22 protein-coding genes are annotated in these 23,640 nt (G+C 37.7%); 6 read left to right on the forward strand and 16 right to left on the reverse strand.

Features of this window, described 5'->3' with window-relative positions; all coding sequences use genetic code 11:
• Positions 1-14 precede the first annotated feature (14 nt).
• Both ACSBFT_RS00310 and ACSBFT_RS00315 read left to right on the forward strand, forming a co-directional pair.
• On the forward strand, positions 15-878 hold the full coding sequence (locus tag ACSBFT_RS00310) for a protein-glutamine glutaminase family protein (protein ID WP_489602788.1): 864 nt from the start codon (positions 15-17) through the stop codon (positions 876-878).
• Positions 879-884: 6 nt separating this feature from the next.
• Positions 885-1,295: a GNAT family N-acetyltransferase gene (locus ACSBFT_RS00315; protein ID WP_489602790.1), complete on the forward strand. Its 411-nt coding sequence runs from the start codon at positions 885-887 to the stop codon at positions 1,293-1,295.
• A gap of 295 nt (positions 1,296-1,590) precedes the next feature.
• On the opposite strand, the gene ACSBFT_RS00320 is transcribed toward ACSBFT_RS00315, so the two are convergent.
• The 4 genes from ACSBFT_RS00320 to ACSBFT_RS00335 all read right to left on the reverse strand — a co-directional run bounded on the left by ACSBFT_RS00320 (position 1,591) and on the right by ACSBFT_RS00335 (position 7,310).
• Positions 1,591-2,274: a membrane or secreted protein gene (locus ACSBFT_RS00320; protein ID WP_489602791.1), complete on the reverse strand. Its 684-nt coding sequence runs from the start codon at positions 2,272-2,274 to the stop codon at positions 1,591-1,593.
• Positions 2,275-2,372: 98 nt separating this feature from the next.
• A complete protein-coding gene (locus tag ACSBFT_RS00325) occupies positions 2,373-3,803 on the reverse strand; it encodes a DUF1501 domain-containing protein (protein WP_463044743.1) in 1,431 nt (476 codons plus the stop codon).
• A 1-nt stretch (position 3,804) separates the two neighbouring features.
• Positions 3,805-6,219, reverse strand: a complete 2,415-nt coding sequence (locus tag ACSBFT_RS00330) for a DUF1549 domain-containing protein (protein WP_489602793.1) — start codon at positions 6,217-6,219, stop codon at positions 3,805-3,807.
• 134 nt (positions 6,220-6,353) lie between these two features.
• Positions 6,354-7,310 (reverse strand): ThuA domain-containing protein, encoded by a 957-nt coding sequence (locus tag ACSBFT_RS00335; RefSeq protein ID WP_489602795.1) that lies wholly within the window; start codon positions 7,308-7,310, stop codon positions 6,354-6,356.
• Positions 7,311-7,434: 124 nt separating this feature from the next.
• Between ACSBFT_RS00335 and ACSBFT_RS00340 the strand changes: the two genes are divergently transcribed.
• On the forward strand, positions 7,435-8,580 hold the full coding sequence (locus ACSBFT_RS00340; protein WP_489602796.1) for an MFS transporter: 1,146 nt from the start codon (positions 7,435-7,437) through the stop codon (positions 8,578-8,580).
• Positions 8,581-8,616: 36 nt separating this feature from the next.
• Here ACSBFT_RS00340 and nhaA read toward each other — a convergent pair whose 3' ends face one another.
• Entirely contained in the window at positions 8,617-9,930 is a 1,314-nt protein-coding gene (gene nhaA, locus ACSBFT_RS00345) for a Na+/H+ antiporter NhaA (protein WP_489602798.1), read from the reverse strand.
• A gap of 216 nt (positions 9,931-10,146) precedes the next feature.
• Positions 10,147-10,554 (reverse strand): hypothetical protein, encoded by a 408-nt coding sequence (locus ACSBFT_RS00350; RefSeq protein WP_489602799.1) that lies wholly within the window; start codon positions 10,552-10,554, stop codon positions 10,147-10,149.
• Between the two features lie 327 nt (positions 10,555-10,881).
• On the opposite strand from ACSBFT_RS00350, the gene ACSBFT_RS00355 reads away from it, so the two are divergent.
• Positions 10,882-11,256, forward strand: a complete 375-nt coding sequence (locus tag ACSBFT_RS00355) for a hypothetical protein (RefSeq protein WP_489602801.1) — start codon at positions 10,882-10,884, stop codon at positions 11,254-11,256.
• A gap of 42 nt (positions 11,257-11,298) precedes the next feature.
• Positions 11,299-11,751, forward strand: a complete 453-nt coding sequence (locus ACSBFT_RS00360) for a tRNA (cytidine(34)-2'-O)-methyltransferase (RefSeq protein WP_463044750.1) — start codon at positions 11,299-11,301, stop codon at positions 11,749-11,751.
• Positions 11,752-11,755: 4 nt separating this feature from the next.
• Here the strand turns inward: ACSBFT_RS00360 and ACSBFT_RS00365 are convergent, their stop codons facing one another.
• The 8 genes from ACSBFT_RS00365 to ACSBFT_RS00400 all read right to left on the reverse strand — a co-directional run bounded on the left by ACSBFT_RS00365 (position 11,756) and on the right by ACSBFT_RS00400 (position 18,573).
• Complete coding sequence (locus tag ACSBFT_RS00365; RefSeq protein ID WP_489602803.1) at positions 11,756-12,280, reverse strand: Spy/CpxP family protein refolding chaperone; 525 nt, start codon at positions 12,278-12,280, stop codon at positions 11,756-11,758.
• A 72-nt stretch (positions 12,281-12,352) separates the two neighbouring features.
• Positions 12,353-12,670 carry a hypothetical protein gene (locus tag ACSBFT_RS00370; protein ID WP_463044752.1) on the reverse strand — a complete coding sequence of 106 codons (318 nt, stop codon included), beginning with the start codon at positions 12,668-12,670 and terminating at the stop codon, positions 12,353-12,355.
• On the reverse strand, positions 12,660-13,238 hold the full coding sequence (locus ACSBFT_RS00375; RefSeq protein WP_463044753.1) for an RNA polymerase sigma factor: 579 nt from the start codon (positions 13,236-13,238) through the stop codon (positions 12,660-12,662). Before ACSBFT_RS00375 ends, ACSBFT_RS00370 begins: the two co-directional genes overlap by 11 nt.
• 249 nt (positions 13,239-13,487) lie before the next feature.
• Positions 13,488-15,068: a serine hydrolase domain-containing protein gene (locus ACSBFT_RS00380; protein WP_489602804.1), complete on the reverse strand. Its 1,581-nt coding sequence runs from the start codon at positions 15,066-15,068 to the stop codon at positions 13,488-13,490.
• Between the two features lie 36 nt (positions 15,069-15,104).
• Positions 15,105-15,980: an SMP-30/gluconolactonase/LRE family protein gene (locus tag ACSBFT_RS00385; protein ID WP_489602805.1), complete on the reverse strand. Its 876-nt coding sequence runs from the start codon at positions 15,978-15,980 to the stop codon at positions 15,105-15,107.
• A gap of 132 nt (positions 15,981-16,112) precedes the next feature.
• Positions 16,113-16,571 (reverse strand): RES family NAD+ phosphorylase, encoded by a 459-nt coding sequence (locus tag ACSBFT_RS00390; RefSeq protein WP_489602807.1) that lies wholly within the window; start codon positions 16,569-16,571, stop codon positions 16,113-16,115.
• Positions 16,568-16,978 carry an Xre family toxin-antitoxin system antitoxin gene (locus tag ACSBFT_RS00395; RefSeq protein WP_489602809.1) on the reverse strand — a complete coding sequence of 137 codons (411 nt, stop codon included), beginning with the start codon at positions 16,976-16,978 and terminating at the stop codon, positions 16,568-16,570. The genes ACSBFT_RS00390 and ACSBFT_RS00395 overlap by 4 nt, the downstream gene beginning before the upstream one ends.
• A gap of 110 nt (positions 16,979-17,088) precedes the next feature.
• Positions 17,089-18,573 (reverse strand): glycine--tRNA ligase, encoded by a 1,485-nt coding sequence (locus tag ACSBFT_RS00400; RefSeq protein ID WP_489602811.1) that lies wholly within the window; start codon positions 18,571-18,573, stop codon positions 17,089-17,091.
• Positions 18,574-18,741: 168 nt separating this feature from the next.
• Here ACSBFT_RS00400 and ACSBFT_RS00405 point away from each other — a divergent pair, with 168 nt between their 5' ends.
• Positions 18,742-19,578, forward strand: a complete 837-nt coding sequence (locus ACSBFT_RS00405; RefSeq protein WP_489602812.1) for a sulfurtransferase — start codon at positions 18,742-18,744, stop codon at positions 19,576-19,578.
• Between the two features lie 8 nt (positions 19,579-19,586).
• On the opposite strand, the gene ACSBFT_RS00410 is transcribed toward ACSBFT_RS00405, so the two are convergent.
• The gene (locus ACSBFT_RS00410; RefSeq protein ID WP_489602813.1) at positions 19,587-20,453 is read right to left on the reverse strand and encodes a hypothetical protein; all 867 of its coding nucleotides are present in this window, start codon (positions 20,451-20,453) and stop codon (positions 19,587-19,589) included.
• A gap of 49 nt (positions 20,454-20,502) precedes the next feature.
• Positions 20,503-23,559: a T9SS type A sorting domain-containing protein gene (locus tag ACSBFT_RS00415; protein WP_489602815.1), complete on the reverse strand. Its 3,057-nt coding sequence runs from the start codon at positions 23,557-23,559 to the stop codon at positions 20,503-20,505.
• Between the last annotated feature and the right edge of the window lie 81 nt (positions 23,560-23,640).

Raw genomic sequence — 23,640 nt, forward strand, 5'->3', positions numbered from 1 at the left:
GTTATTGATAAAAGATGTTTAACACAGACCAAGGTCGGGATTTAATTAGTCCAGAAGAGTATAGCTTACTTCTTTCTGCAGCACCTTTTATACCCTATTTAGAGCCTTTACCCTTTGAAGCCAGGGCTAAGATTTTTGAAATGGTGAGGTCTGAGAATATTGAGTTTAGATACATTAATGGCTCTTGTGAGGATAGAGCTCATTATATTTGTTTGCTTCTTAGGAAAGAGGGTATTTTTACTGGGAAAATCTGGAATTTTGCTCCAGCCAGATATTCTTTGCTCTCAGATGAATTATTTAATGTACCAGACCCTTTTGGCATTTCTGAAACCACCAATTGGGGATATCATGTGGCTCCCTATTTTACTTCTTTTGATGAGGATGGAAATATAGAAACTTTGGTGATAGACCAGTCTTTCAAGCCAGACGGCCTTTTAACGAAAGAAGAGTGGCTTAAGAGAATAGATTGTCCTAAATCTTTGTACCTTTTAACGGATGTAGATTGCTATCTTTTCAATTCTTTAGACGGCTTTTTAGAGGAAAACACGGCAAAGCCCTTGGGACAATATTATCCTCCCACTTATTTGCCTTCTATTATTACTGGAAACTTCTGGTACCTAAATGTAGGCGATGATTATGTTCAAAGAGGCCTCGCCATAAATGACCTAGCCATAAAAATACATGAAGGAAAGGGGCGTTTTTTAGATGACGAGTGGGATTTTTTGAACAAACTACTAACGAACTTCGATTGGCTGGTAAATTATACTTTCTTGCCAAAACCGGTTGAACTATCTGATGAAACAAATGATGCCTTAATGCACTTTTATAACTTGAGGTATACGCATTGGAGTGATAAACTTTGGGAATTGTTTAATTAAAGAATTTTGGAAATAACAATCAGAGAGATAGAAGCTTCTCAAACGTGGGATTTGAGACACACCGTTATGTGGCCAGATATGCCTTATGATTTTGTGAAACTTCCAAAGGATGAAAAAGGGCTGCATTTAGGTCTTTTCAAAAAGGAAGAACTGGTTACTGTAGTTTCTTTATTCTTTGAGGAAAATGAAGCTCAGTTTAGAAAATTAGCTACCATAGCCTCTGAACAAGGTCAAGGTTTTGGCACTAAAATATTATACCATACACTAGAAATATGCCAGCAACGCCAAATAGAAAAACTATGGTGTAATGCCCGAGTGGATAAAACAGCTTTTTACCACAAATTTGGTTTGCAAGAGACAGAAAAGAAATACAAAAAAGGAGGAATAGACTTTGTGATTTTAGAGAGACTTTTCTAATAAAATGTGAGAAAGCATGGTTCTGTTTATACTAAATGTGTTTTTAGAATTTAAACAAAACCATGCGTTCATTTTATAGAATAGGGTTGAATAGACCGAATTGGTAATTTTAAATAATTTAATAATTCGATGCACAAATGTAATTTAGCCAAGTTTCACAACTGTCCTTTACTGTCTAAGCTTGGTACTATTTATTGGTTATTTTTGATTTTTCTCTAATGAGATTTATCTATATTAATTTGAAAACAGCACTCGGTAGAAAATGGTGAAGGTTGTTGATTTTAATAAAAGTCTTTCATTCCCTTTTAACCCAAATTTCATGAAAGGCATCACCTTTGCTGCTTAAGCCTTTATGGTGCCACTCTCCATTAATCAATTCATAATCAAAACTTAATTGGGCACCTACTCTAGCGTTATCTCTAGAAAAATATTCTATTCGCTCTATATACTTTCCATGGTCAATGACATATTTTCCTCCACCAGTGCCTGAAAATTTCATGCTGGCGGTATCGTAAGCGATCCATTGGAAATAGTTTCCGAAAAGTACTTTCATTGTTTTTCGGGTTCCGCTGGTATCTCTTCTGCTAAGGCCGTCTTCATTTATTCTGCCACCCATAAGCCACTTTCCGGCAAGATCTTGAGCAGTATTACCCTGACTTTTCCAAGAAGATTCTTGCGTATAACGCTGTGATTTAATCCCATCCTTTTCAAAGTCTGAATTAAACTCGAAGTTAACTTGGTATGTGTTGCCTTCTTTTTGGTAGAAACCACCTTTAGTACTTAGAAATGTTGACGGAGAGCCTATAAAGACAGATTCCACAAAGTACTGATTATCGATAAAAAGCCGGTGTATTTCTTCTTGTCCGTGATTGTTTTCCGTAGAAAACTGATAAACTTTCTGTGCTTTTAAAGAGGTGTTAATTCCCATAAGGAGAATCAAGCAGGTTTTGATAGCGACCAATATTTTAGAATTAATCATGATAAATAGCCTTAAGTTTAAAAAATCAAATGACTAAGATAAACAGTAAAAGCTGCTTTGTTTCTATAACATTTAGATAATGATTTGTGAAAATTGACTTAGCCTTTTGCCAATAAATCTAATTCGGCTAAACCTTTTCCATCTGGTGTGGTGTAAAATGGTCTCTGTTCTATTTCATAATTGGTTTCTGGCGAAATACCAAGAGCATGGTAAATGGTTTGGTGAATGCGGTCAATCCTTATAGGTTTCTCAATGGATTTGCAAGGTCTTTCATCCGCTGTTTTTCCATAAACGTGTCCTTTTTTTATGCCGCCGCCAAAAAGAAGCATAGAGCATCCGTCAGTAAAATGCCGGTGCATACCGTAGTTTTTCATATCATTGATAATGTCCGGAACTTCCACTTGGTCTTTCACTTTTAGGTCAGGCCTACCTTCGGTGAGCATATCTCGACTAAATTCACTGGCCACTATCACAATGGTGCTGTCTAGTTTACCACTTTTTTCTAAATCTTTAATAAGCTGAGAAATAGGGGTGTCAATCCGCTTTTTCATTTCTTCCATTCTGGTATGTCCATTGTCATGGGTGTCCCAGTTCATAAAAGGTTCGTATTCTGAGGTGACGGTGATAAAACGAGCACCCTCTTCAACTAACCTTTTGGCCATAAGACAGCCTAATCCAAATTTTCCTGTGTTATACGTGTCGTAACTTTCTTTGGGTTCTAAATGAATGTCGAAGGCTTTGGCTTCCGGCGAATTGAGCAGGATATAAGCCTGTTCCATAGACCTTTTCAAAGACTCTTTTTGGTAGTCACTACCAAACTCCCCCATAGCAGATTCGCTCAAAAGCTGATTGTATAATTGATTTCTACTTTCAAACCTTTTGGTAGACATACCAACGGGTGGTCGCACACTATCTAAACCAGAAGTGGGGTCGGGGATAAGAAAAGGACCATGTTCGCTACCCAAAAAACCAGCACTATGAAACGCCTTTAATTCTTCGCCTTCGCCAACTTCAAAACGCTGCCCAATATTTATAAAAGAAGGGATGACTTTATTCAGAGGTCCTAATTCATTAGAAATCCAAGAACCTATATGAGGTACAGTGACAGACTGTGGAGGTTCGTAACAAGTGTGCCAATGATACTGATGACGCGTATGTAAGATGTGCCCTAAATCTGCCGCCACATAGGATCTTATCAGGCTTCCTCGGTCAATAATGTTTCCAATAGATTCCAAACCTTCGGAGAAGTGAATGCCATCTAAGGCCGTTGGAACCGATTTAAAAGTGCTTAAGACGGCATCGGATTGCATGCCTTTGGTGAAGGGTGTATACTTTTTTGGGTCAAAGGTTTCGGTATGAGCCATACCCCCAGCCATAAAAAGCAAGATGACGGAATCGGCCGTGGAAGCTAACCCATTTTTAGTGGAACAGCTAGATAGCAAACTGGAGATGGGAGAAGCCATACCCATGGTAGCTACCGCAGCGGCACTGTGCTTTAAGAAATCTCTTCTGTCCCAATATTTTTTCATGTTAATAAACTAGTTGAAATTCTGGTAGCAAAACCACCGACCACATAAAGTCTTGAATATTTTCTATGGAGGGTTTCTGACCCAATGACGCCTTAGCAATCTCCCATTCTTTTGGATTCGGGTTCCTGGCTAAAGCTTGTTTAAACATTTCAGAAATAAGATTTTCTGTGTCTGGATAACGTGCCTTCCAGTTTTTAGCTCCCTGTTTTAAAACCTGATTTAACTGTGTTCCATTGGTCATTTCCAAGGCTTGGAGTAAGTTGCCTTGCGATTCCCTGCTGGTACTTACTACTTCTCTGTTTGGTCGTCCAAGAGCCGTTAAGAAAGGATTGTTTTGAACTAAAGAGGCCCTTGCTTTTTTCTCAGATGGCAGATATGCGACGAGCTCGAAGGGTTCATACTTTACTTCGTCCATGTTGAAAACAGGAGCAAAAAGCTGACTTACGGCATCTGAGAACTGTTCAGCAGTCATTCTTTTCCTTACCATTCCTTTGAATTTATAAGCTTCGCCTACCAGTAAACCGGAGCTTTCAAAACCTTGAGAAGGCATTTGGTAGATTTTAGAAGTAGAAATAAGGAAAATAAGCTTTTTGAGGTCATATCCCTTATTTACAAAATCAACTGCCAGCCAATCTAACAAATCTTGACTCCATGGTTCGTTATCCATTTCGTCTACCGGTTCCACCACCCCTCTTCCTAGCATTTGCTTCCAAACCCTATTTACGATGGTTCTGTAAAGTCTTCCATTGGCCGGCTGTACTATTTTATCAGAAAGCTGCTTTAGTTTTACTTCTCTACTAGCGGTACCATCTATTTCTCCTAAACTAGGCCAAAGGAGCCTTGTTGGAGCGAATTTTCCCATTGGAATCTCACATCTATTCATTTCCAGTGGCTCTTCTGAGAATATATTGGCAAAGGCATAGGCATCTTCCAGCTTCCAGTCGCTCACGAAACTATCATGACAAGAGGCACATTTTAGATTTAGTCCTAGAAGCACTTGTCCTACATTTTGAGCCGCTTGCATTTCTGTTCTCTGGCTTGCATTAACCGTTCCTCGCCACTGAATTCCAGCTATAAAACCTTTTGATGATTCATTTGGGTTAAGTAATTCTTTGACAAAGGCGTCGTAAGGTTTGTTCTGTCTCAATGATTTATAAAGCCAATCCGTAAGATTATATCTGCCTTTGGTAATATAACCTGTTCCGGTGTAGTCATTTCGAAGGGCATCGTTCCAAAATGTAAGCCAATGCTGAGCATAGCTATCATTATTATCAAGCAGTTTTTGAACCCAAATTTCTCTTTTGTTCGGGCGAGTGTCCGCCACAAAACTCTTCAGGTCTTCATTGGAAGGAATAAGCCCAATGATATCTAGATAGGTTCGTCTTAAATACGTTCGGTCATCTACGGGTTGTCCCCATTGTATTTCATTGTTTTTGAAATATTCATTGACCCATAAATCTATAGGGTTTCTTAAGTTTGGTGTCTGGGCAGGCAGTGTTGGATTTCTTGGAGCTAATTCGGCTACCCTAAAAACAGAGGCTTGCAAAGCACCATCGGGCCATGGAGCACCTTTATTAATCCATAGTGCTATGAGTGCAATTTCGTTTTGGGTCAAAGTTTTACCTTTTGCAGGCATTACATCATCATGTCCTTTCGGTAATGTGATTCGTTGGTATAAATCGCTTTTTTTAGCATTCCCTGGAATGATAACTTTGCCAGATTCACCACCTTCAAAAACATAGGCTTTTTCGTCTAATCGTAGTTCTCCTTTTTGTTTGGCAGAGCCATGGCACTTATAACAATTATGAGCCAATATGGCTCTTATCTCATTGGTAAGCTTTAGTTGATTGGCTTCGCTTAAAGTGTCACCTTGATAAGCTATTAATTGATATTGACCATTGGAACTAGAATAATTAGCGTTTTGACCCGGTAATACTTCGGTTAAATAAGTCTCGCCATGGGTCATGCTGGCACCAAAATGCCCCGCTACTGAAACACCAATGACACTTAGGAATAGCACTAGTCTGTAAGGAAAAACAAGTTTTGTTAGATTTTTTCTAAGTATTTGATGTAGTAATAGCAACAGTATTATACTTAAAACACTGGTGAAAATTCCTGCCCACCGATGAAGGAATAATATGTCGCCGTCTAGGTTTTCATTTTGAGCTAATAATAAACCAAAAGAAGCAGATAAAACCGCACTAAGGGCACCTATTATTAGAATGAGGTTGATACTCGGTCTTAGTTTAGAATGGAAATTCCTTAAACTTAAAAGTTCAAAAAGAGCAGCTAATATTAATAAGCTGATAGGAAAATGAACCAACATTGGATGTAATCTTCCCAAAAAGGAAAACAGCCAAAAAGTTTTTGACGGCTCGGCATTTTCAGCAAAAAGAAGCAAGAAGAAACTAAGCATAAGTGTTATTGGAGACTAATAAGCCATCATAAAGGTGATGAAGTATTTAAGTCTTTGTAATAGGGTTTGGGTATAAGAATGCCTTAATCAAACTTAATTTGAATTGCCAACTAAACCATCCTTTACTGTACTGCTTACTCTGCTCTTTGACTCGTATTCTCTGCTGTAGGAAAATCAGAAGGAATTGGAATAGTCACTTTGCCCGTGGCTGCCCACTCTGAGCCTCTAAGCAGGCTGGTGATAAAGCCAACGCAGGAAACAGAGTAATCTACATGTCCCATAGGGGTATGAAAAATACGTCCTTTGCCATAGTTAATGGTCATGAGCATAGGTTCGTGTCTATCTGTCCCTTTAAATTCTTTACTAGAATATGTAGTAGCCAATACTTTCATGTTTTTGGCAGGACCTCTTAGTTGATCGTAAAGTTCGTCTTTAGTGTGAAGCCATTTAAGCGGCATTCCTTTGGTGATAGGGTGTTCGGTATCTCTTATTTGAATTTGATATTCATGCTGAGGCCCATGATGCCCCGCATTTCCGGCAGTCATGTCTTTTTGGAGAGTGCCATTGTTGTCATAATAGACGTAAGGGCCGTCTTTTTCTGTACGGTCGCCCCATCCACCAAGGGCTATCATCTCGTTATATGCTGGCCATTCTGGGAAGGAATTGTCTGCGGCATGAACCACCACCAAGCCTCCACCAGATTTAATGAATTTTTCAAATGCTTTTTTAGTAGTTTCTGGCCAAGGGGCTGCGTTCCAACCAAAATTGGTGATAACTAAATCATAAGCTTTGAAGTTCGGTGCAAAGTTAGGGTCAGCTTTTGCTTTTTCTAAGGCTTCGGTTTCTGGCACACCTTCAATTGGGAATTCGGCAATGTACTCTTCACCCTTCCATGTGTAAGCAGTTCTTTTTACGTCTACCGTGAATTTGCCACTCTCCTCTAAATAGTTTTTCATCATGAATGTAACTTTTGGCCATTGGTCATGATTGTTTTGCCCGTCTATAATGAGGGTTTTAATCGTTTTCTGTGCAAAGGAGCTTAAAGTAATTAGGCTTAGTAAAAAGTAAAGAGTTAATAGTTTTATTTTCATTTCAAATATTAATTAAGAGGGCTGAATGACGTTTTGAAAGCTAATTCAAAAATAATATTCTTTTGGTAATATCTCTTATATTAACTTTGACGCCTAGCCATATTCATAAAATTATAGCGATAATATGTTCAAAAGCCGAATTGCGGTGTCTTCTTATTTCTTTGTAAATGGTTTTTTATATGCCAATCTCATGGCAAGACTTCCTGAACTCCAATCCTTTTTTCAAATTAGTAACAGTGTTTTGGGCTCCCTTTTGTTTCTGGTAGCCGCAGGAGCATTGACGGCCATGCCGTTTACGGGCTGGCTCACCACTCAGTTTGGTTCAGATGGCATTACAAGAGTGGCAGGTATTTTGTTCTGCATTTTTTCGCCTTTTATAGCCCTTTATCCGGACCTTACTTTTGCAGGTGTTTTCTTGTTTTTATTAGGCATGACTACGGGCTCAATGGACGTTTGTGCCAACGGTCAAGCGGTATACGTAGAAAGGCTTTGGGGTAAACCCATTATCTCATCGTTTCATGCGGTTTTTAGTATAGCAATGGCTCTGGGAGCCGGTGCGGGGAGTTTGTTTTCTAAATTTCATGTTTCTTTATTTAACCATTTGGCTATTCTAAGTGGGGTTTGTTTAGTGATAGTGGTGGTAGCTTCTTTTTATCTGATTAGCGATAAGGAAGTCAATATCAAACAAGACCAAGAAGAGGGCTCGGGTGGTTTTAAATGGCCTTCAAAAGCCATTATCCCCTTAGGGATTATAGCCTTCTGTTCTATGATAGGAGAAGGCTCCATGACAGACTGGTCGGCCATCTTTATGAATAAGGTTGTGGGAGAAGGACCAACATTCTCTGCAATGGCATTTGGCGTATATGCTGGGGGGATGACACTTGCTAGATTATTTGGTGATAAACTAACCGCATTTTTTGGGCACAAAAAGCTTTTAATTTATGATGCCGTTTTGGCTATTTTAGGTCTCGTTGTAGCGGTGTCCTATGTTTCTGTCTATTCGGCATTTATAGGTTTCTTTATGGTGGGTCTGGGAGTGGCTACTGCGGTTCCTATTATTTTCTCCTTGGCAGGAAATACCAAAGGTGTTAACCCTGCCGTGGGAATAGCTATGGCTACAACGATTGGATATACCGGCTTCTTTATAGGGCCTCCTTCCATTGGTTATTTGTCGGATGTGTTTGGTTTGAGGCTAGCACTGGCATCGGTTATTTTGCTTTTTGGACTAATGCTCTTTTTGGTTTGGAATTACATTGATGAAAAGGCTTAACGTTCATAGCCTTTTCATCAAGGAATTTTGTTTCGCTTAACTTTCTGTACTCAAATCAGGTTTACCGCTTATTCTTAGAATAATATAACCTACTATTCCTGAAATAACTGAACCTGCAATAATCCCTACTTTGGCAGAGTCCATATAAATAGGACTTCCAGAAAAGGCAAGGTTGGCTATGAATATAGACATGGTAAAACCTACTCCAGCCAGAATGGAAATACCAATAACTTGGGCGTAAGTAACGTCTTCAGGAAGCTCGGCTAGTTTTAGTTTGATGCTAAGGTAAGATAATAAGGAAACGCCTATAAATTTACCAATAAACAGTGCAATAGCGATATTGACAATTAGCGGGATATCTAAGACCATGTCTGCCGCAAATATGACCCCCGCATTTGCGAGAGCAAAAATTGGCATAATAAAATAGGCCACCCATCCATGAAGCTGATGTTCTAGTTTTTGAAGCGGAGAGTTAAATTTGTTTACAACCTCTTCTAATTCTTCAATCTGTTCTACCTGATCCTTGGTTAAAACTGGGATGTCGGGGTCTTCGGATTTGCTGATTCTTTTTACCACGCTCAAGAGCCTGTGTTTGAAAGAAGCAATGTCAATCTTTTGGCTAATAGGCACAGTGAATGCCAAAAGCACACCAGCTATGGTAGGATGGATACCAGATTTTAAAAATAAGTACCAAATTATTATTCCTAAGAATAAGGTTATAGCACCCGAATAAGAACCTTTTAATGATAAATAAGATAAAAGGATAAATGGTATAAGGGTATAAAGTATGAGGTTCCAGTCAATACCAGTGCTATAGAAAATGGCAATGACCAACACTGCACCCAAGTCATCAATAATAGCAAAAGCGGTCAAAAATATTTTCAAACTAAGAGGGACTCTTTTTCCGAGCAACTTGATAATAGCCAGAGAAAAAGCAATGTCAGTAGCCATTGGAATGCCCCAACCGTTGGCCGTCTCAGGGGATTCATTTAAAAAGTAAAATAGGGCAAATGGCGTAATCATACCCCCTATGGCAGCAAAGAGGGGGAAGGTTGCTTTTCTAATAGAATTTAATTCACCTACTAACAGCTCTCGTTTTATTTCAAGACCTATCACAAAAAAGAAAATGGCCATAAGGCCGTCGTTTATCCAAAGAATGAGAGGCTTTTTTAGTTCAAAGCCCTCTGAGCTTATTCCTATTTTATATTCCCATAAAGATTGATAATTCTCGCTAAAGGCAGAGTTCGCCCAAATCATAGCGATGGCGGTAGCTGCAAAAAGCAGAATACCGCTGGAACTCTGAATTTTCGCGAATTTCTGAAAAGGTGTGAGCAGTATTTTTTTGAGCATGTTTGATGATGTGTTTGTCAATATCTTGTTATTCTTCAAATTTCGCATAAATCGGTGGGTTTTACACGGGATTTGCCATCATTCTTGACCAAAAACAGACCAAAACGGATAATTTAAAGGTTATCGCAGCATGTACATTTCTATGAACAACGCTTTGAAAAATGATGTGAGAAACCTTAGTTTTTGGGGCTTTAAAAAATGCTATTTTTAATAAAATTAATGTAATACAAGAACTGCTTCTTTATGATAAATGAGTGTTAATTCATCATCTGCAATCTGTGGATTATCCTTTTTTATTAATGTCAATTGGTAATCACTGATGTCAAAAGTAAATGATGCTTCCTTATCAATATATATCACATTGTCATCACTGACCGAAAATTCATAATCTCCAGTTTCGTGAATAAAATAGGTGTCGTCAGGATTTGATATAAAGACTCTTTTTTCTTCGGTATCAAATCTTAAGGAATGTTGACTGAAGTCGAAGCTTTCATCAAAATGACAAAAGCATTTAACGGAAAAAAGCAACCACTTGCCTTCCAGTTCCTGGGGAATTACATTGTTTTTTTTCGAGCAGGCGACCATAGCCACCGAGAGTAGACCAAACAGAATGAGCTTTTTCATAACTTATGTTTATGTCTGGATAAAGTACTTTGATATAGTAATGTTCAACACCCATAAAAGGTTGTATGTATGATTAAAAAAAAGGTCAAAGAATTATAAATGCTTGACGTATTAGGGGTTCTAAAACTCATTAAAGCTTACCATTCAGAACTTAACAGTAAAACGACATCAATTTTTCCGTTTCCTTTTTGAAGGCACATTTTTTTAACTTATGCTTTTCCAAGTTTATGCTGGCTAGTGCATGATGAATTAACCTAAAGTAGTACGGGTACTATAGCATATAATATGTGTTACCTTTGGATGGATATTTACAAAAAAATGCAGCAAATGAATTCGAAATCTATCATGACTTCCTCCGCTATATTTTTAGGATTGGCGGCTATAGCTTTTACTTTTGCTCCCGAAGAAATAGTCAACCTTTTGGGCTTAGAACTTGCTAGTTCTATCATTCTACAAATTCTAGGAGCACTATATTTCGGCTTTGCCATGGTCAATTGGATGGGTAAGTCGAATCTCATAGGCGGTATTTATGGTAGGGCTGTAGCCATGGGTAATTTTTCTCATTTTATGATTGCCGGACTTGCTCTTGCTAAATGGGTAATAAAGTATGAAGCTTATGGGGGCATGGCTATTTTGACGAGTATTTATCTGATTTTTGGCGTACTTTTCGGTCTGGTTCTTTTTGGAAAGTTGCTTAAATAAAGAAGCCTTAACACAGTTTTCAACTATTATAAAAGTTTATAAATGTCATTTAATGTTGTACTCCTAGAACCAGAAATCCCTAATAATACCGGAAATATAGGACGCCTTTGTTTGGCCTCTGGTTCTGTGCTTCATTTGGTAAAACCTTTTGGGTTTGAAATAACCGACAAAAGGTTAAAAAGGGCAGGTTTGGATTATTGGGAGCACTTAGAAGTTCATTATTATGATAATGCTGAAAGTTTCTTTCATCAACATCAGGATAAAAAAATGGCTTTCTTCTCATCACATGGAGAAAAAAGCCATTGGGATTTGCCTTTTGAGAAAGACATCTTTCTCATTTTCGGTAAAGAATCTGTGGGACTTCCGAAGGATATTTTGGCAGAGAATACCGAGTTCTTGTATCAAATACCCCTTTTTAGTGAGCATATAAGAAGTCTAAACTTGGCCAATGCTGTAGCTATAGCAGTCTACGAGGGACTAAAACAAATTAGATAGGAAATTATCTCGGTGGTGGCGGCATTCCATCCATTGGTGGTCCATTTCCATCGTGTGGCGGACCTTGCTGCCTGTCTCCTTCCATTGGAGCATGCTGGGGTCTTTTTCCGCTCACAATATCTCTTAAGAAATTTTCAAAAAGTAGTTTTTGTTCGGAATTACAGATTTCTCTAATTTCTAGAAAGTGTTTTCGAGTTGCTAAATCTATGGCTGCGTTTAATTCGCCTATTCTTTTAGCGGTAGCTTTGGCAGCATCCTCATCTTCTGTTCCAATTTTACCAAAAAGTCTACTTTTTAATACTTTAATTTCATCATTTTTATCTTTAATGATTTTCTGATGTTCCTCAAAAATGATTTCAAATTGTTTTTTTTGTGAAGCATCGAAATCAAGCATATTCTCTAAATGAGGCTTCCTTTCTTGCTTTGGTCGGGTATCACCATTTCCCAGTATAAGAAAGAGCAATAATCCTAAATTTAAGAGGAGTAAAACGCCTAAAAACCAAAGCCATTTTATGTTTACATTTTGCATTTTTTCATGTTTTTTATAGTCCTTAAGTCTTGGCTATAAATTGACTTCTCAGACGAACTATAGTGTATTTCTCTAGTAAATTTCCAGACCATAATTTGAGTTGAGGTTATAATCGGATTGGAAAGATTCAATGACCGTTTGGCTATTTGAAGCACTATCATTCTTTTGAATTAGTTTGCTTACGGTCACCACATTAATCATCAAGACAACAGTTAATATTGGGATGGCAAAAGAAGGTTTTAACACCCAATTAAGTTTCGGGTTTGTTACCAATTCGTTTTCCATTCGGGCTTTTAATCTGGTATAGAAAAAATCTGGCATTTCCGCTTTCTGTATCTGATTGACAATGCCAAGCGTTTTTTCTATTTCTTGGTTCTTGTTAGTTTCCATATTCTTCTTCGTAAAATTTCTCCAATAATTTCTTTAAGTTTTGTTTGGCTCTAAAGAGCAATGATTCCACAGACGATTTTGTTAGCTTCATAACTTCGCAAATTTCTTGATAACTTAATCCTTCTAAATGATGTAAGGTATAGGCTATTCGTTGACTGTCAGGAAGTTTGTTAATAGCCTCAAACAACTTGCTTGCTCTTTCTTTGTCTTCCAATTGTACGCCAGGATGAATGAAATTTACAGACTGATGTTGAATCTGTTCATCCACACCAAATATACTTTTAACAAATGCGAATCGTTTTTGAGTTTTGTTCTTCCTCAAGAACTCTAGCGATTTGTTAGAAGCAATTCTATAAATCCATGTGCTCAATTTAGAGTCACCCCTAAACTTTTGCACAGATTGGTATACCTCTATGAACACTTCTTGGCATATATCTTCAGCCTCTAAGGTGTTTTGCGTAATAGATACCACGGTGTTGAAAACACGGTCTTGGTATAATTCTACAATACTCCGAAAAGCGGATTCTTGCCCGTCTTTGAGCTGAAGTATAAGATCCTTTTCGTTCAAAAAAAGTTTTATTTAAGCTTAATTTAATAAAGATATGGCTGTTAATGATGACTTATTCTCCACGAATGAATTCACATTTAATAAGTGACACTTTGCTAAATTAATTGCTGTTTTATATTTAGATGTGGGTTACTTAAAAAACTTGCGGTGTAGTTTGAATTTAATCAATAAAAGTTTCGTAGAAAATGGTTATCTATTTTTTGGTGATGCTAAAATCTGTGTTTCTTATTTTAAATGATGTTCCATCCACTAAGCTACACCTTTTAAATGGACTCTTTCATCTTCTCCATTATGTGTGTTTTGCGAAATGGAATTATTAAACGCAATGTCTAGTTTACCATCTTTAAAATTACAAATAAGCGTATCTCCATGTATGGCTTCCACAAATTTTCTGGTAATCTGTATTGTGTCATCATTTAACCATGTGGCGGAAGCAGCTATTAAAGAAGGCACTTGAATTCTATTCTTAATTGGGAAGTTATTGAGAGCATAGGCATCATTGGTTATCCAATTTTCTATACCAAACATTAATTTATTCTCTCCTTCTTCCGTATCAAAAATAATTTGGCCTTGGTCTTCTGCTATATCAAATTGGATAGACTTTATGCCATAACTATTTTCAGAAGCTTTGAAAACCTGCTCATTTATTTTGGAAGCATTAGGTGAGGTATTTTGGTTTTTAGGTACAGCAATCTCTAACTTTTGGCATAAATCCTTTAACGCCTTTTCTGCTTTAGCATTTTCGGGAAGAGCTTCTTCTTGCACTGCAGGAAGTACATTATCCCAGATTACCTGCATAGATTTCCCCATATCCCAAGATTCCGAAGTCACGGCTATAGTCATGTCATATTGTGGAATCACGATACAGTATTGGCCATAGGCTCCGTCTCCTCTATAGAAACCGGGCTCTGGCTTACATCGCCAAAACTGATAACCATAACCTTGAGACCAATCTCCGTCACCTTGCTGAGATGCTGTTTGCTTTTTTGTCGCTTCAGTCACCCATGCTTCGGATAGGATTTCTTCGCCCTCCCAAGTACCCTTTTGAAGATAAAACTGACCTAGTTTTGCAATATCTTCGGTTTTAACTCTTAGTCCATAACCTGCAGTGTTGAGTCCTTCTGGTGAAGTTTCCCAGTCGTAACCTGTTATTTCTAGCTTGTCAAAGAACCTTGGTTTAAGGTATTCCGATAGAGTTTGTCCCGTTTTGGCATGAATGATAGCCCCTAAAACATAAGTGGCACCGGTATTATAAAAGAAATGAGTGCCAGGCTCGTGAGTTAAAGTCTGAGCTAGGAAAGACGCCACCCACGTTTTCTTCCCTTCATTTGCTCTCATACTTTCCATAGTTTCGGTATCATGACCAGAGTTCATGGTAAGGAGGTGTTTAACTTTTAGGCTTTTCAGTTTATCGTCAATTACAGCGGGAAGTTGATCGGGGAAAAAGGAAAGGACTTGGTCTTCTACGCTTATAATTCCTTCTTTTACAGCAAGCCCAATAGCGGTACTGGTAAAGGCTTTACTGAGAGAATAAAGGGTGTGCTTATATTCCTCTTTGAATGGTTTCCAGTGGCCTTCGGCCAAAACGTTGCCATGTCTTAAGAACTTAAAACTATGCCATTCAAGTCCTGATTTTTTTGTGGCATTTATAAAGTTGATCAATGACTCAGAAGAAATACCTTGAGATTCAGGGCTCGTTCTAGGAAAGCTGAAAGTGTCTAAAATACTAGTATTTTTAGTAGACTGGCATTGGCTTAGTATAGTGGGTAGAGCGGCTAAACCTAGTAGGCTCATAGAACCTTTACCAAGAAATTCTCTTCTTGTTGACATTATTATGGGTTGAAAAATGAATAGGAGATAAACCTCCTATTTCACATGATAGGCAACTACTTTATTGCCAAAGAATGTAGGTACTACCAGTAGCTTTTTATCAGCAATGTAATCTATGTCTGCTGCTCCAATTCCTTCGGCTGAAGTATCCTTTAGTAGAGTCTTTTTCCAGTTTTTATCAAGATAATAGATGTGTCCGCTCCAGCAAGAAATGAAATAACCATCACCTATGGCTTCAATGCCATCTGCTTTTGGCATTCCATCAGCAAGTACAATTAATTCTGAACCGCTCTGAGCAAATATTTTTCCAGAGTTAAAACCTGCTAATAAATTTCGGCCAGATTCGTGAAAAATGCCATTAAGACGGCCTAAAGTAGTATCTGCATAAACCACTTTAGTTTCACCAGATGAGATTTGAAAGACTGTGTTTAAATCAGAATCGGTTAAAAGAATGTCGCCCGCTGGGGTAGATGCGGCATCGTTTAGGTATTTAGCCCCTTCTACTATTTCTATGGTGGTTTCTCCTGTATTTACATCTACATAAACCAATTTGTTAAGATCCGTGGCATAAAGTGTAGACCCTACTAAGGCTAGACCTTTTGGGTCGTCTAAGTTTTTAATCCAGTTGTTGTCTATGATTGTTCCATCTGGACCAATCTTGGCGATGTAGCCATCTCCATCAAAATCGGCACCTCTTCCTACACCTATGCAGCTGACATAATAGACATCATTTGCGGCATCATAAATAACAGATTCCGGTGTAATTAGGGTAGTGTCAGTTTCCCAAGCAAGGCTTAGGGTAGGAGGGGTTGATGCAGTAGTTTCGTTTTTTTCTTCCGTCTCTTTAGGTTGATTAGAGCAGCTAAACATGAAGGCACAAGGAAGTAAGGCGAGTAAAAGGGTTAATTTCATCAAGTAATATTTATTTATACCCTAAAATAAGAAAAATTAGAATTGATGATGGCTTGACTCGAGCAAAATATTGGACAAAAGAGAATTCTGAAGGTAAAGCATATGAATTCAACTATTTATTTTGGACAACCTTTACTTGAATAATCGGGAGTCGAACTCAAAGGGTTGTATTTCAATAACTTTTACTTTATCAAAATCGGGATGGAAAGGATTAATAAGATAATTGAAGTCACCAGCTACACATGCAGAAGGTGTTTTCATTAGGAGGTAATGACCTTTTTTTAAAAAGCTATCGCCAAGTCTTTGAGTGAAATCTCCATGAGGAAGTATATCCCACTTGTCAGGAAGAACTTCGTTTGGTATCTCGTAGATGGCTAAGTCGTCGGGTATATAAACTTTGATTAAGAAATAATCCATAGGCAAGCTATGCAGCGGAGTTCTAACCGCAATTTCTACGGTGCAAAGTGCTATGGAAGACGAGGTGTAAAGCACTTGCATGCCTTTGCTGTTCCATCTACCACCAAATAGTCTTGCCCCTGTACCAGAAATATCATCCTTATAAAGCCCGGAAGCTAAACGATAGACTATCATGCCAGCACACCATGAGCTATGCGGCCTATTTCATCTTTAACCATGTTAATACCAAAAGAGGTAACTAAGAGCTCTTTGGGCGTACGGCCACCTAGAGCGAGGTTTTTATTAATTAGCCATTGATTAAAGGTGTTTTCATTACCGAAAATACTTAAACCAAAATCATAAAGATGCCCTAAGAGTATTATTCTATCCGTTTGGAGTGGGTCAAATTTTTTGTTTTGCTCGCGGTATCTTATGATAGTACGCTCTGAAATATGAAGGAAATTTGACCAGTCTTTTTGAGTGAAACTCTGGCTTACTGGTAAGTTGGCAACATATGCATAACCATAACCCGCGATAGCTTCTTCCGCAATGTTTAGGCTATTATTATCATCAGGCACATTATATTTTTTATCTTCTACCATCCTATTTTCCTTTATTCAAATGTCGTATTTTTTTTGACACTTGTCAAATTTTCTGGCCAAAAAAAGAGGAAACACGTTGTGCTCCCTCTCTTAAATCAATGAAATGATGCTTAGATAGCTTCCAAAATACGCTCCATGGCCACTTCTTTGCCTATTCTTTCTTTTAATTCTGAAATTGGCACACGCTCTTGCTCCATAGAGTCTCTATGTCTAATGGTAACGCAGTTGTCGTCTTTTGTTTCATAATCAACCGCAATACAAAATGGCGTGCCTATTAAATCTTGACGAGTATATCTCTTTCCAATAGCTCCGCTATCATCATATACGGTTCTAAAAGAAGATTTTAAAGAATTCGCTATTTCTTCTGCAATTTCTGCTAGTCCATCTTTTTTCACTAAAGGCAAAACCGCTGCTTTTACTGGAGCAAGAGCAGGATGAAGTTTTAGGTAAAGTCTTTCCTTCTGCTTGTCGCCTTCTCCTACCATTTCTTTTGTGAAAGCATTACAGAAAGTAGCTAAGAAAAGTCTATCTGCACCCACAGAGGTCTCTACCACATAAGGAATGTAGTTTCCGTAGGGCTTATTAGTTTCAGGGTCAATATTCGGGTCAAAGTACTGCTGCTTTTTCTTAGAAAGGGCTTGATGATTACTCAAATCGAAGTCCGTTCTAGAGTGGATACCTTCTATCTCACGGAAACCAAATGGGAACTTATATTCAATATCCACAGCGGCATTGGCATAGTGAGCCAGTTTATCGTGGTCATGGAATTTTAGACTATCTGCTGGTAGTCCTATGGCTTTGTGGAAACTCAAACGTGTTTCTTTCCATTGTTTATACCATTCCATTTCTGTGCCAGGGCGAACGAAGAATTGCATCTCCATTTGTTCAAACTCACGCATTCTAAAAATGAATTGACGAGCTACAATCTCATTTCTAAAAGCCTTACCAATCTGAGAAATACCAAAAGGTACTTTCATACGGCCGCTTTTCTGAACATTTAAGAAATTGACAAAAATACCCTGAGCAGTTTCTGGACGAAGATAAATAGTGCTAGAATCATCAGCCACAGAACCAATTTGTGTAGAAAACATCAAGTTAAACTGACGAACTTCAGTCCAGTTTAAGGTTCCTGAAACAGGGCAGACAATGTTCTCAGAAATAATTAATTCTCTAACGGCCTCCAGATCCTCATCACCTAAAAGTTTACCCATTTTGGCTAAAAGGGCATTGGCTTCGTCTTCTTTGCCAGCATTTGATAATAATTCGGCTTTACCTTCTAAAAGTTGGTCGGCACGGTATCTTTTCTTGCTGTCTTTATTGTCAATCATAGGGTCGTTAAAACCATCAATATGACCAGAAGCTTTCCAAGTTAATGGATGCATGAAAATAGCCGCATCTACCCCAACAATATTGTCGTGAAGCTGCGTCATGGCTTTCCACCATACCGTTTTCAAATTATTTTTTAATTCTACACCGTTTTGTCCATAATCATAAACAGCCTGAAGACCGTCATAAATTTCTGAAGATGGAAATACAAAACCGTATTCTTTTGCGTGAGCAATGATATCCTGAAGCGTTGTGGCTGGTGCCGACATGATTGTATCCTTTTTTGTTCTAAGAAAATCTGAATATAGGGTTATTTAATAGGAAGATTTAAACTGAATTTTCTTCATAAAGCATTAAATCCCTCAAATGCATCGCAAAACTAAGGAAATGCTCTTAAATTTCGATTAATTGATGAAGACTAATAATAGACAAAGCGTATGCAAATGCAAAATATCCCTTTGGTAAGTGTTAAATGGCTGGCAGGACAGCAGGAAGATTCTAAAGTAATTGTGGTAGAATCTAAGATGAAGCCAGTGAATGCTTCCGATGACTGGGAGTCTGGTTTTAAAATCCCGAATGCTGTAATGATGGATATCAATGCTGATTTTAGCATCTTAGATACTGATTTACCACACATGATGCCTTCTGATGAATATTTTACAGTAGCCGCTCAAAATATTGGTATCAATAAAGACTCCATCATTGTGGTTTATGACCAAGTGGGTACTTATGGAAGTGCTAGAGCTTGGTGGATGTTTAGAGCCATGGGGCACGAGCATGTTTACGTCTTAAGTGGAGGGTATCCAGCGTGGAAAGAAGCAGGTTTTGAAACGGTGAAAGCCGAATGGCCAAAAGTGGAGAAGGGAGACTTTGAGGCTAAAGCCAATAAAAGCCTGTTTTATAAAGCAGAAGATGTCTTGTCAATTATTGATAATAAGACATTCCAAATAATGGATGCAAGGTCACAGGGACGATTTGACGGAACGGCTCCTGAACCAAGAGCCGGTTTAAGAGGAGGTCATATTCCTAATTCGGTTTGTTTGCCATTTCCTTTGGTTCAAAATGACATTTACATGAAATCAGAAAAGGAGTTGAAAGCAATCTTTGACAATTATCAATTAGAAAATAAAAACTTAGTAATGACCTGCGGCTCTGGTGTTACGGCTTCGGTTATTGCCCTAGCTGCCGAAATAGCAGGCTATAAAAACGCTGCTGTTTATGACGGAAGCTGGGCAGAGTGGGGGATGCCAGGGGTTTTGCCGGTGGTTAAATAGTAGTGTTGTTATTCATTGCCAACCAATTTGGCTGCGGATACATTTTGAGTAAAAATCAAAGCGTTGTAGGAACCTTGACTTTCTTTTGGGAGAATGGAAAAGTAATTCAGAAACTTCACCCCAAAATTGGAATTGTAGTTTGAAACTTCTCTAAGTTTTAGTCCATTTCCAATGTTATTAATCATGGTTCCATTCATGAATCTGTGAGAAATGGAGCAAATCCTGTTTTCTAGTCCTAGCTCTGAATCTTCTGAAAGAAGTAAGACCATCTTTTTATTAGCCTTATAAGGTTTGAGCATATTGTGAATATTTCCTGATAAGGTAAGAAGTTTCCAATTGGGCTTTTTTACAATTTCTTTTTTCAGGTTTAGATACATGACGCTGTCACGGTTATCATCGTAAACAGAAGTGTCAAAAAAGGTTATTCTAACTCTCGGATTGTTATTTAAATCGGCAATTACTTTTGCCCACATGTAGTTAGACCTTCCATCATCATAAGACTTTGTGAAAAAATCAGATTTTGTAATATTTTCATCCGTAGGATTATTCAGGTACTTTGTCATTAAATCGGAAGGTATTTCTAGACCAACTATAACGCTGTCTCCTTTATTGGAAAGTAATTTGGCCAAGCTTAGCATGAATTCAGCGGGTTCGTTTGTACCATGCATTTCTCCAATGGCTATATATTTATATGGAGACAGTGCTTGATAAAGTCCATCACTCAAACTATCAAGTTTTTCAATTTGAATTGCGTTTTCTTGGTAAAATGAATAGAAATCTTGTCCATTTGAAGAGCCGACAAAGAAAAGCGATATTATAAAAGCTATGGGCGAAATAACCTTTATGCTTGCTGTTTTAATCTGTTTTAAGTTCATGGTTGAGTTTAAAAATGAAATACTGCTTATACATCAACACGAAACAAAATCATCGCTTAACAAACTTCAAAGATTGGCTTTTAAGACCTTCTTGGTATTTGATGATATAGGTTCCAGAGGGTATTTGGCTAATGTCTATCACTTGTTCCTCGAGATTACTTTCCCAAGTTTTCATCTCCAAACCTGAGGTATTGAAAATTTGATATTCAAGGTTTTCTTCAGGCTCATGTCCAAGGTCAAACTTTAGTTGTTCTCCGCTTGGGTTAGGGAAAAGAGTAACCGATGATTCCATCTCATTTGCTAATGGAATCAGCGTAAGATTTAAGCTAACAGTAGAGTCACAGCCAGACTGATTTGTTAAAGTATAGGTGGCGGTGTTATTACTTTCATAGTAGGTGTTACCATCTATCCATTGGTATTCGCCTGTGGCGTTTACGGTATCTATCCAGTTATCGCTTTTACCCATTGTTAGATAAAGCATCGTTCTCGGGTCACAGTTTAGCGTAGGACTGGTGGAATAGCTTTCATGTACTGGAGGGTAGACATCCTCAAAGTTATTGGATGTATATGTTTTGCCATTTAACCAAGTTATTGAGTCGCAAGCGTTGATTTTATCTGCTGCGTATGGTAATTGTGAACCGTCATTAAGATAAATTGTGATTGCTGGCTGGCCTGATAGGTCTATTCCAGTAATTAGAATATCAGTGTTTCCATCCGCATTGTAATCTGTTGTTTTAATTTTTGCTTCCTTATAGCTTTTGAATTCTTGACAGATGGTTTCTTTCATTAATACGTTATCGATATTTAATAACATCTTCATTGAATATTTATATTTATCAAAGCGAGTGAATCGCGTGCCCATGGAAACATAAGATAAAGCGAAAAAATCCTCGGTTTCGTCATTGTTAAAATCAGCAGTTTGTGCTGTTATTGAATATCCTGCATAAGCTTTTTCATCAAATTTTCTGTTAAAAATACCGCCTTCATTTTGGAAGCCGTAGTAACTAACATTGCTAGAATAGCCTCCAGGGGAACTAATTGCAGCAATGATATCATCGTCACCATCTTTATCAGTATCGATTAGATAGTATTTATTAAGTGCAGAAAGTTCATGGTTGAATTTAGTAGTGTCTGTATTTTGTAGAGAATAACCAAGGCCAATAGGGTTGCTAAATGTTACTATTAATTGTTCATACCCTTTACCAATGGTGTATCTCCCATTTGTTAAAAGGATATCAGGATATGCGTCTCCATCAATAATTCCAAATTGAATATCCTCCAAGTTACCATTAAATATTTCACTCTGATCTTGCCAACCAAAAGAGCCATCTTGGTTATTGAATAGAACATATAAAAACGCACTGTCATTATAAATTCCGGTAAGGCCTATATCCATCCAACCATCTTGGTTTATATCTACTGCTTCAATCTGACTAATTTTTTCTGCTTGAAAGTCAGCTTTATTTTTTGACGTAAATGTTCCTTCATTGCTTTTTAAGAAAAGCTGGAATTTCCCTAGAGCCAAAGAGTCAATTCCAACGAACACCACATCTTCAATCCCATCATTATTAAAGTCTTCAAATAGGATTCTTGTACTGTCAAGAGAAGGGAAGGGATGGCTTGTTTCCTGACCCAAACTTCCGGTGCCATCTAAATTTAGATATAGCTTAGTTTCTGGTTCACCAATTTTATTAATTCCAGTGATTAGTATATCAGGGAAGTTGTCAGCATTAAAGTCCAAAGGAGTGCTTTTTATTTGCGTTAAATCTCCAAAGAAGCTTTTAGATACCGTATTAAAGCTTTCATTTTTTTTGTTTAAGTAGAAGGTTAAGAAATCTTCATTTGAAGAGATAACATGATTTCTGCCATAAGTCAAAACATCCCTATATCCGTCATTGTCAAAATCAAAACATTTTATCATACCTCCCAAGTCCTCAAAAGTGACTAGCGTGTCTTTTACATAGCCTTGTCCTTTATTATTGAGGAAAAGCTCCGTTCTTGGTACAAAGAAGTAGCCAGAACCAAAACCTAAATTCTGTTTTCCTGACATTATAATGTCGTCATAACCATCTTCATTGAAATCTATGAATTCAAAATTTGCACTATAGTTTTCAAAAGGGGAAGTGCCAATGATTGTAAAGTTTCCAAGCCCATCGTTTTTAAATACTTTAGTCTTGGTATAGTAAAACCCTACTTCTACCATTGACATAACTAAGTCAAGATCCCCATCTAAGTCAATGTCGTTTAGAGCAAGTTGGCGAGCTCCTCCTGTCATTGATTCGATTGATGTGAATGAAAAATCATCACCATCTTTTTTTGAGAATGTTTTATTCCCGTTGTTTAAGTATACGCTAGTGCCAAATCCTTCGTCAATGTAATAATAAGGCGTTCCACTAATAATAAAATCCATATCTGAATCTCCATCTAAATCTGCAAATACGGCCTTTGCACTATAGTATCCATCAATGTTTGAGTTCGCGATTATGGCGAAATTACTCTTGTTTTGGTTTTCGAATAAAAAACTATGCCCTCTGAATGCTGTTGAATAAAACCCTTTTCCAGAATCATCACGTAATTCTCTCATGCTCCCAGTAAGCAGTAAATCGTAGTCACTATCTCCATCAAAATCGCCAAGGTCAATGTTATAATTTTCCATTGCAGGAGCAGCTAGTTTAAACTTTCGGTCTGTAAAGTTTCCTTTACCGTCATTAGTTGAAGTGTGGTAATAAAATTTTTGTGTCGTATCAGAATCATCTTCTAGTACTACAAAGAAAATATCGTCGTCTCCGTCAAAATCTAAATCTTTGATTTTAAAATTAACCGAGGCGGTATAAATAACATCTTGTTCTAAATCCAGTGAGAAGTTTCCCTGGCCGTCATTTTTGTAAATCCCAATGATGTTTTGACTGACATTGGAAGAAGAACTGTAACTACCAGAAACTGCTAGGTCAATATCGCCATCGCCATCAAAATCAGAATATTCTATCGTCTTGATATTACTAGTCCTATCAAGGTCCGTTTTAGGCGTTATGTCCGTAAACTTTTGAGCGAAAACAGGAGAAGATAAAAATGAAATAAATATAAGTAGAGATAAAAGTTGTTTCATATCGTCAATATTGATGTATGTATTGCGAAAAATATAGTTGAGTTTTAGCCTTTATATGGCTTTGCTAAGATAGTCTTGTGA

This window comes from Arcticibacterium sp. SM2516, from assembly GCF_057914865.1.

Bases quoted from the DNA above. Each gene is read 5' to 3' on its own strand.
- ACSBFT_RS00310 (WP_489602788.1), top strand. From the start codon at position 15: ATGTTTAACACAGACCAAGGTCGGGATTTAATTAGTCCAGAAGAGTAT.
- ACSBFT_RS00320 (WP_489602791.1), bottom strand. From the start codon at position 2,274: ATGATTAATTCTAAAATATTGGTCGCTATCAAAACCTGCTTGATTCTC.
- ACSBFT_RS00325 (WP_463044743.1), bottom strand. From the start codon at position 3,803: ATGAAAAAATATTGGGACAGAAGAGATTTCTTAAAGCACAGTGCCGCT.
- ACSBFT_RS00330 (WP_489602793.1), bottom strand. From the start codon at position 6,219: ATGCTTAGTTTCTTCTTGCTTCTTTTTGCTGAAAATGCCGAGCCGTCA.
- ACSBFT_RS00335 (WP_489602795.1), bottom strand. From the start codon at position 7,310: ATGAAAATAAAACTATTAACTCTTTACTTTTTACTAAGCCTAATTACT.
- ACSBFT_RS00340 (WP_489602796.1), top strand. From the start codon at position 7,435: ATGTTCAAAAGCCGAATTGCGGTGTCTTCTTATTTCTTTGTAAATGGT.
- nhaA (WP_489602798.1), bottom strand. From the start codon at position 9,930: ATGCTCAAAAAAATACTGCTCACACCTTTTCAGAAATTCGCGAAAATT.
- ACSBFT_RS00350 (WP_489602799.1), bottom strand. From the start codon at position 10,554: ATGAAAAAGCTCATTCTGTTTGGTCTACTCTCGGTGGCTATGGTCGCC.
- ACSBFT_RS00355 (WP_489602801.1), top strand. From the start codon at position 10,882: ATGAATTCGAAATCTATCATGACTTCCTCCGCTATATTTTTAGGATTG.
- ACSBFT_RS00360 (WP_463044750.1), top strand. From the start codon at position 11,299: ATGTCATTTAATGTTGTACTCCTAGAACCAGAAATCCCTAATAATACC.
- ACSBFT_RS00365 (WP_489602803.1), bottom strand. From the start codon at position 12,280: ATGCAAAATGTAAACATAAAATGGCTTTGGTTTTTAGGCGTTTTACTC.
- ACSBFT_RS00370 (WP_463044752.1), bottom strand. From the start codon at position 12,670: ATGGAAACTAACAAGAACCAAGAAATAGAAAAAACGCTTGGCATTGTC.
- ACSBFT_RS00380 (WP_489602804.1), bottom strand. From the start codon at position 15,068: ATGTCAACAAGAAGAGAATTTCTTGGTAAAGGTTCTATGAGCCTACTA.
- ACSBFT_RS00385 (WP_489602805.1), bottom strand. From the start codon at position 15,980: ATGAAATTAACCCTTTTACTCGCCTTACTTCCTTGTGCCTTCATGTTT.
- ACSBFT_RS00390 (WP_489602807.1), bottom strand. From the start codon at position 16,571: ATGATAGTCTATCGTTTAGCTTCCGGGCTTTATAAGGATGATATTTCT.
- ACSBFT_RS00395 (WP_489602809.1), bottom strand. From the start codon at position 16,978: ATGGTAGAAGATAAAAAATATAATGTGCCTGATGATAATAATAGCCTA.
- ACSBFT_RS00400 (WP_489602811.1), bottom strand. From the start codon at position 18,573: ATGTCGGCACCAGCCACAACGCTTCAGGATATCATTGCTCACGCAAAA.
- ACSBFT_RS00405 (WP_489602812.1), top strand. From the start codon at position 18,742: ATGCAAATGCAAAATATCCCTTTGGTAAGTGTTAAATGGCTGGCAGGA.
- ACSBFT_RS00410 (WP_489602813.1), bottom strand. From the start codon at position 20,453: ATGAACTTAAAACAGATTAAAACAGCAAGCATAAAGGTTATTTCGCCC.
- ACSBFT_RS00415 (WP_489602815.1), bottom strand. From the start codon at position 23,559: ATGAAACAACTTTTATCTCTACTTATATTTATTTCATTTTTATCTTCT.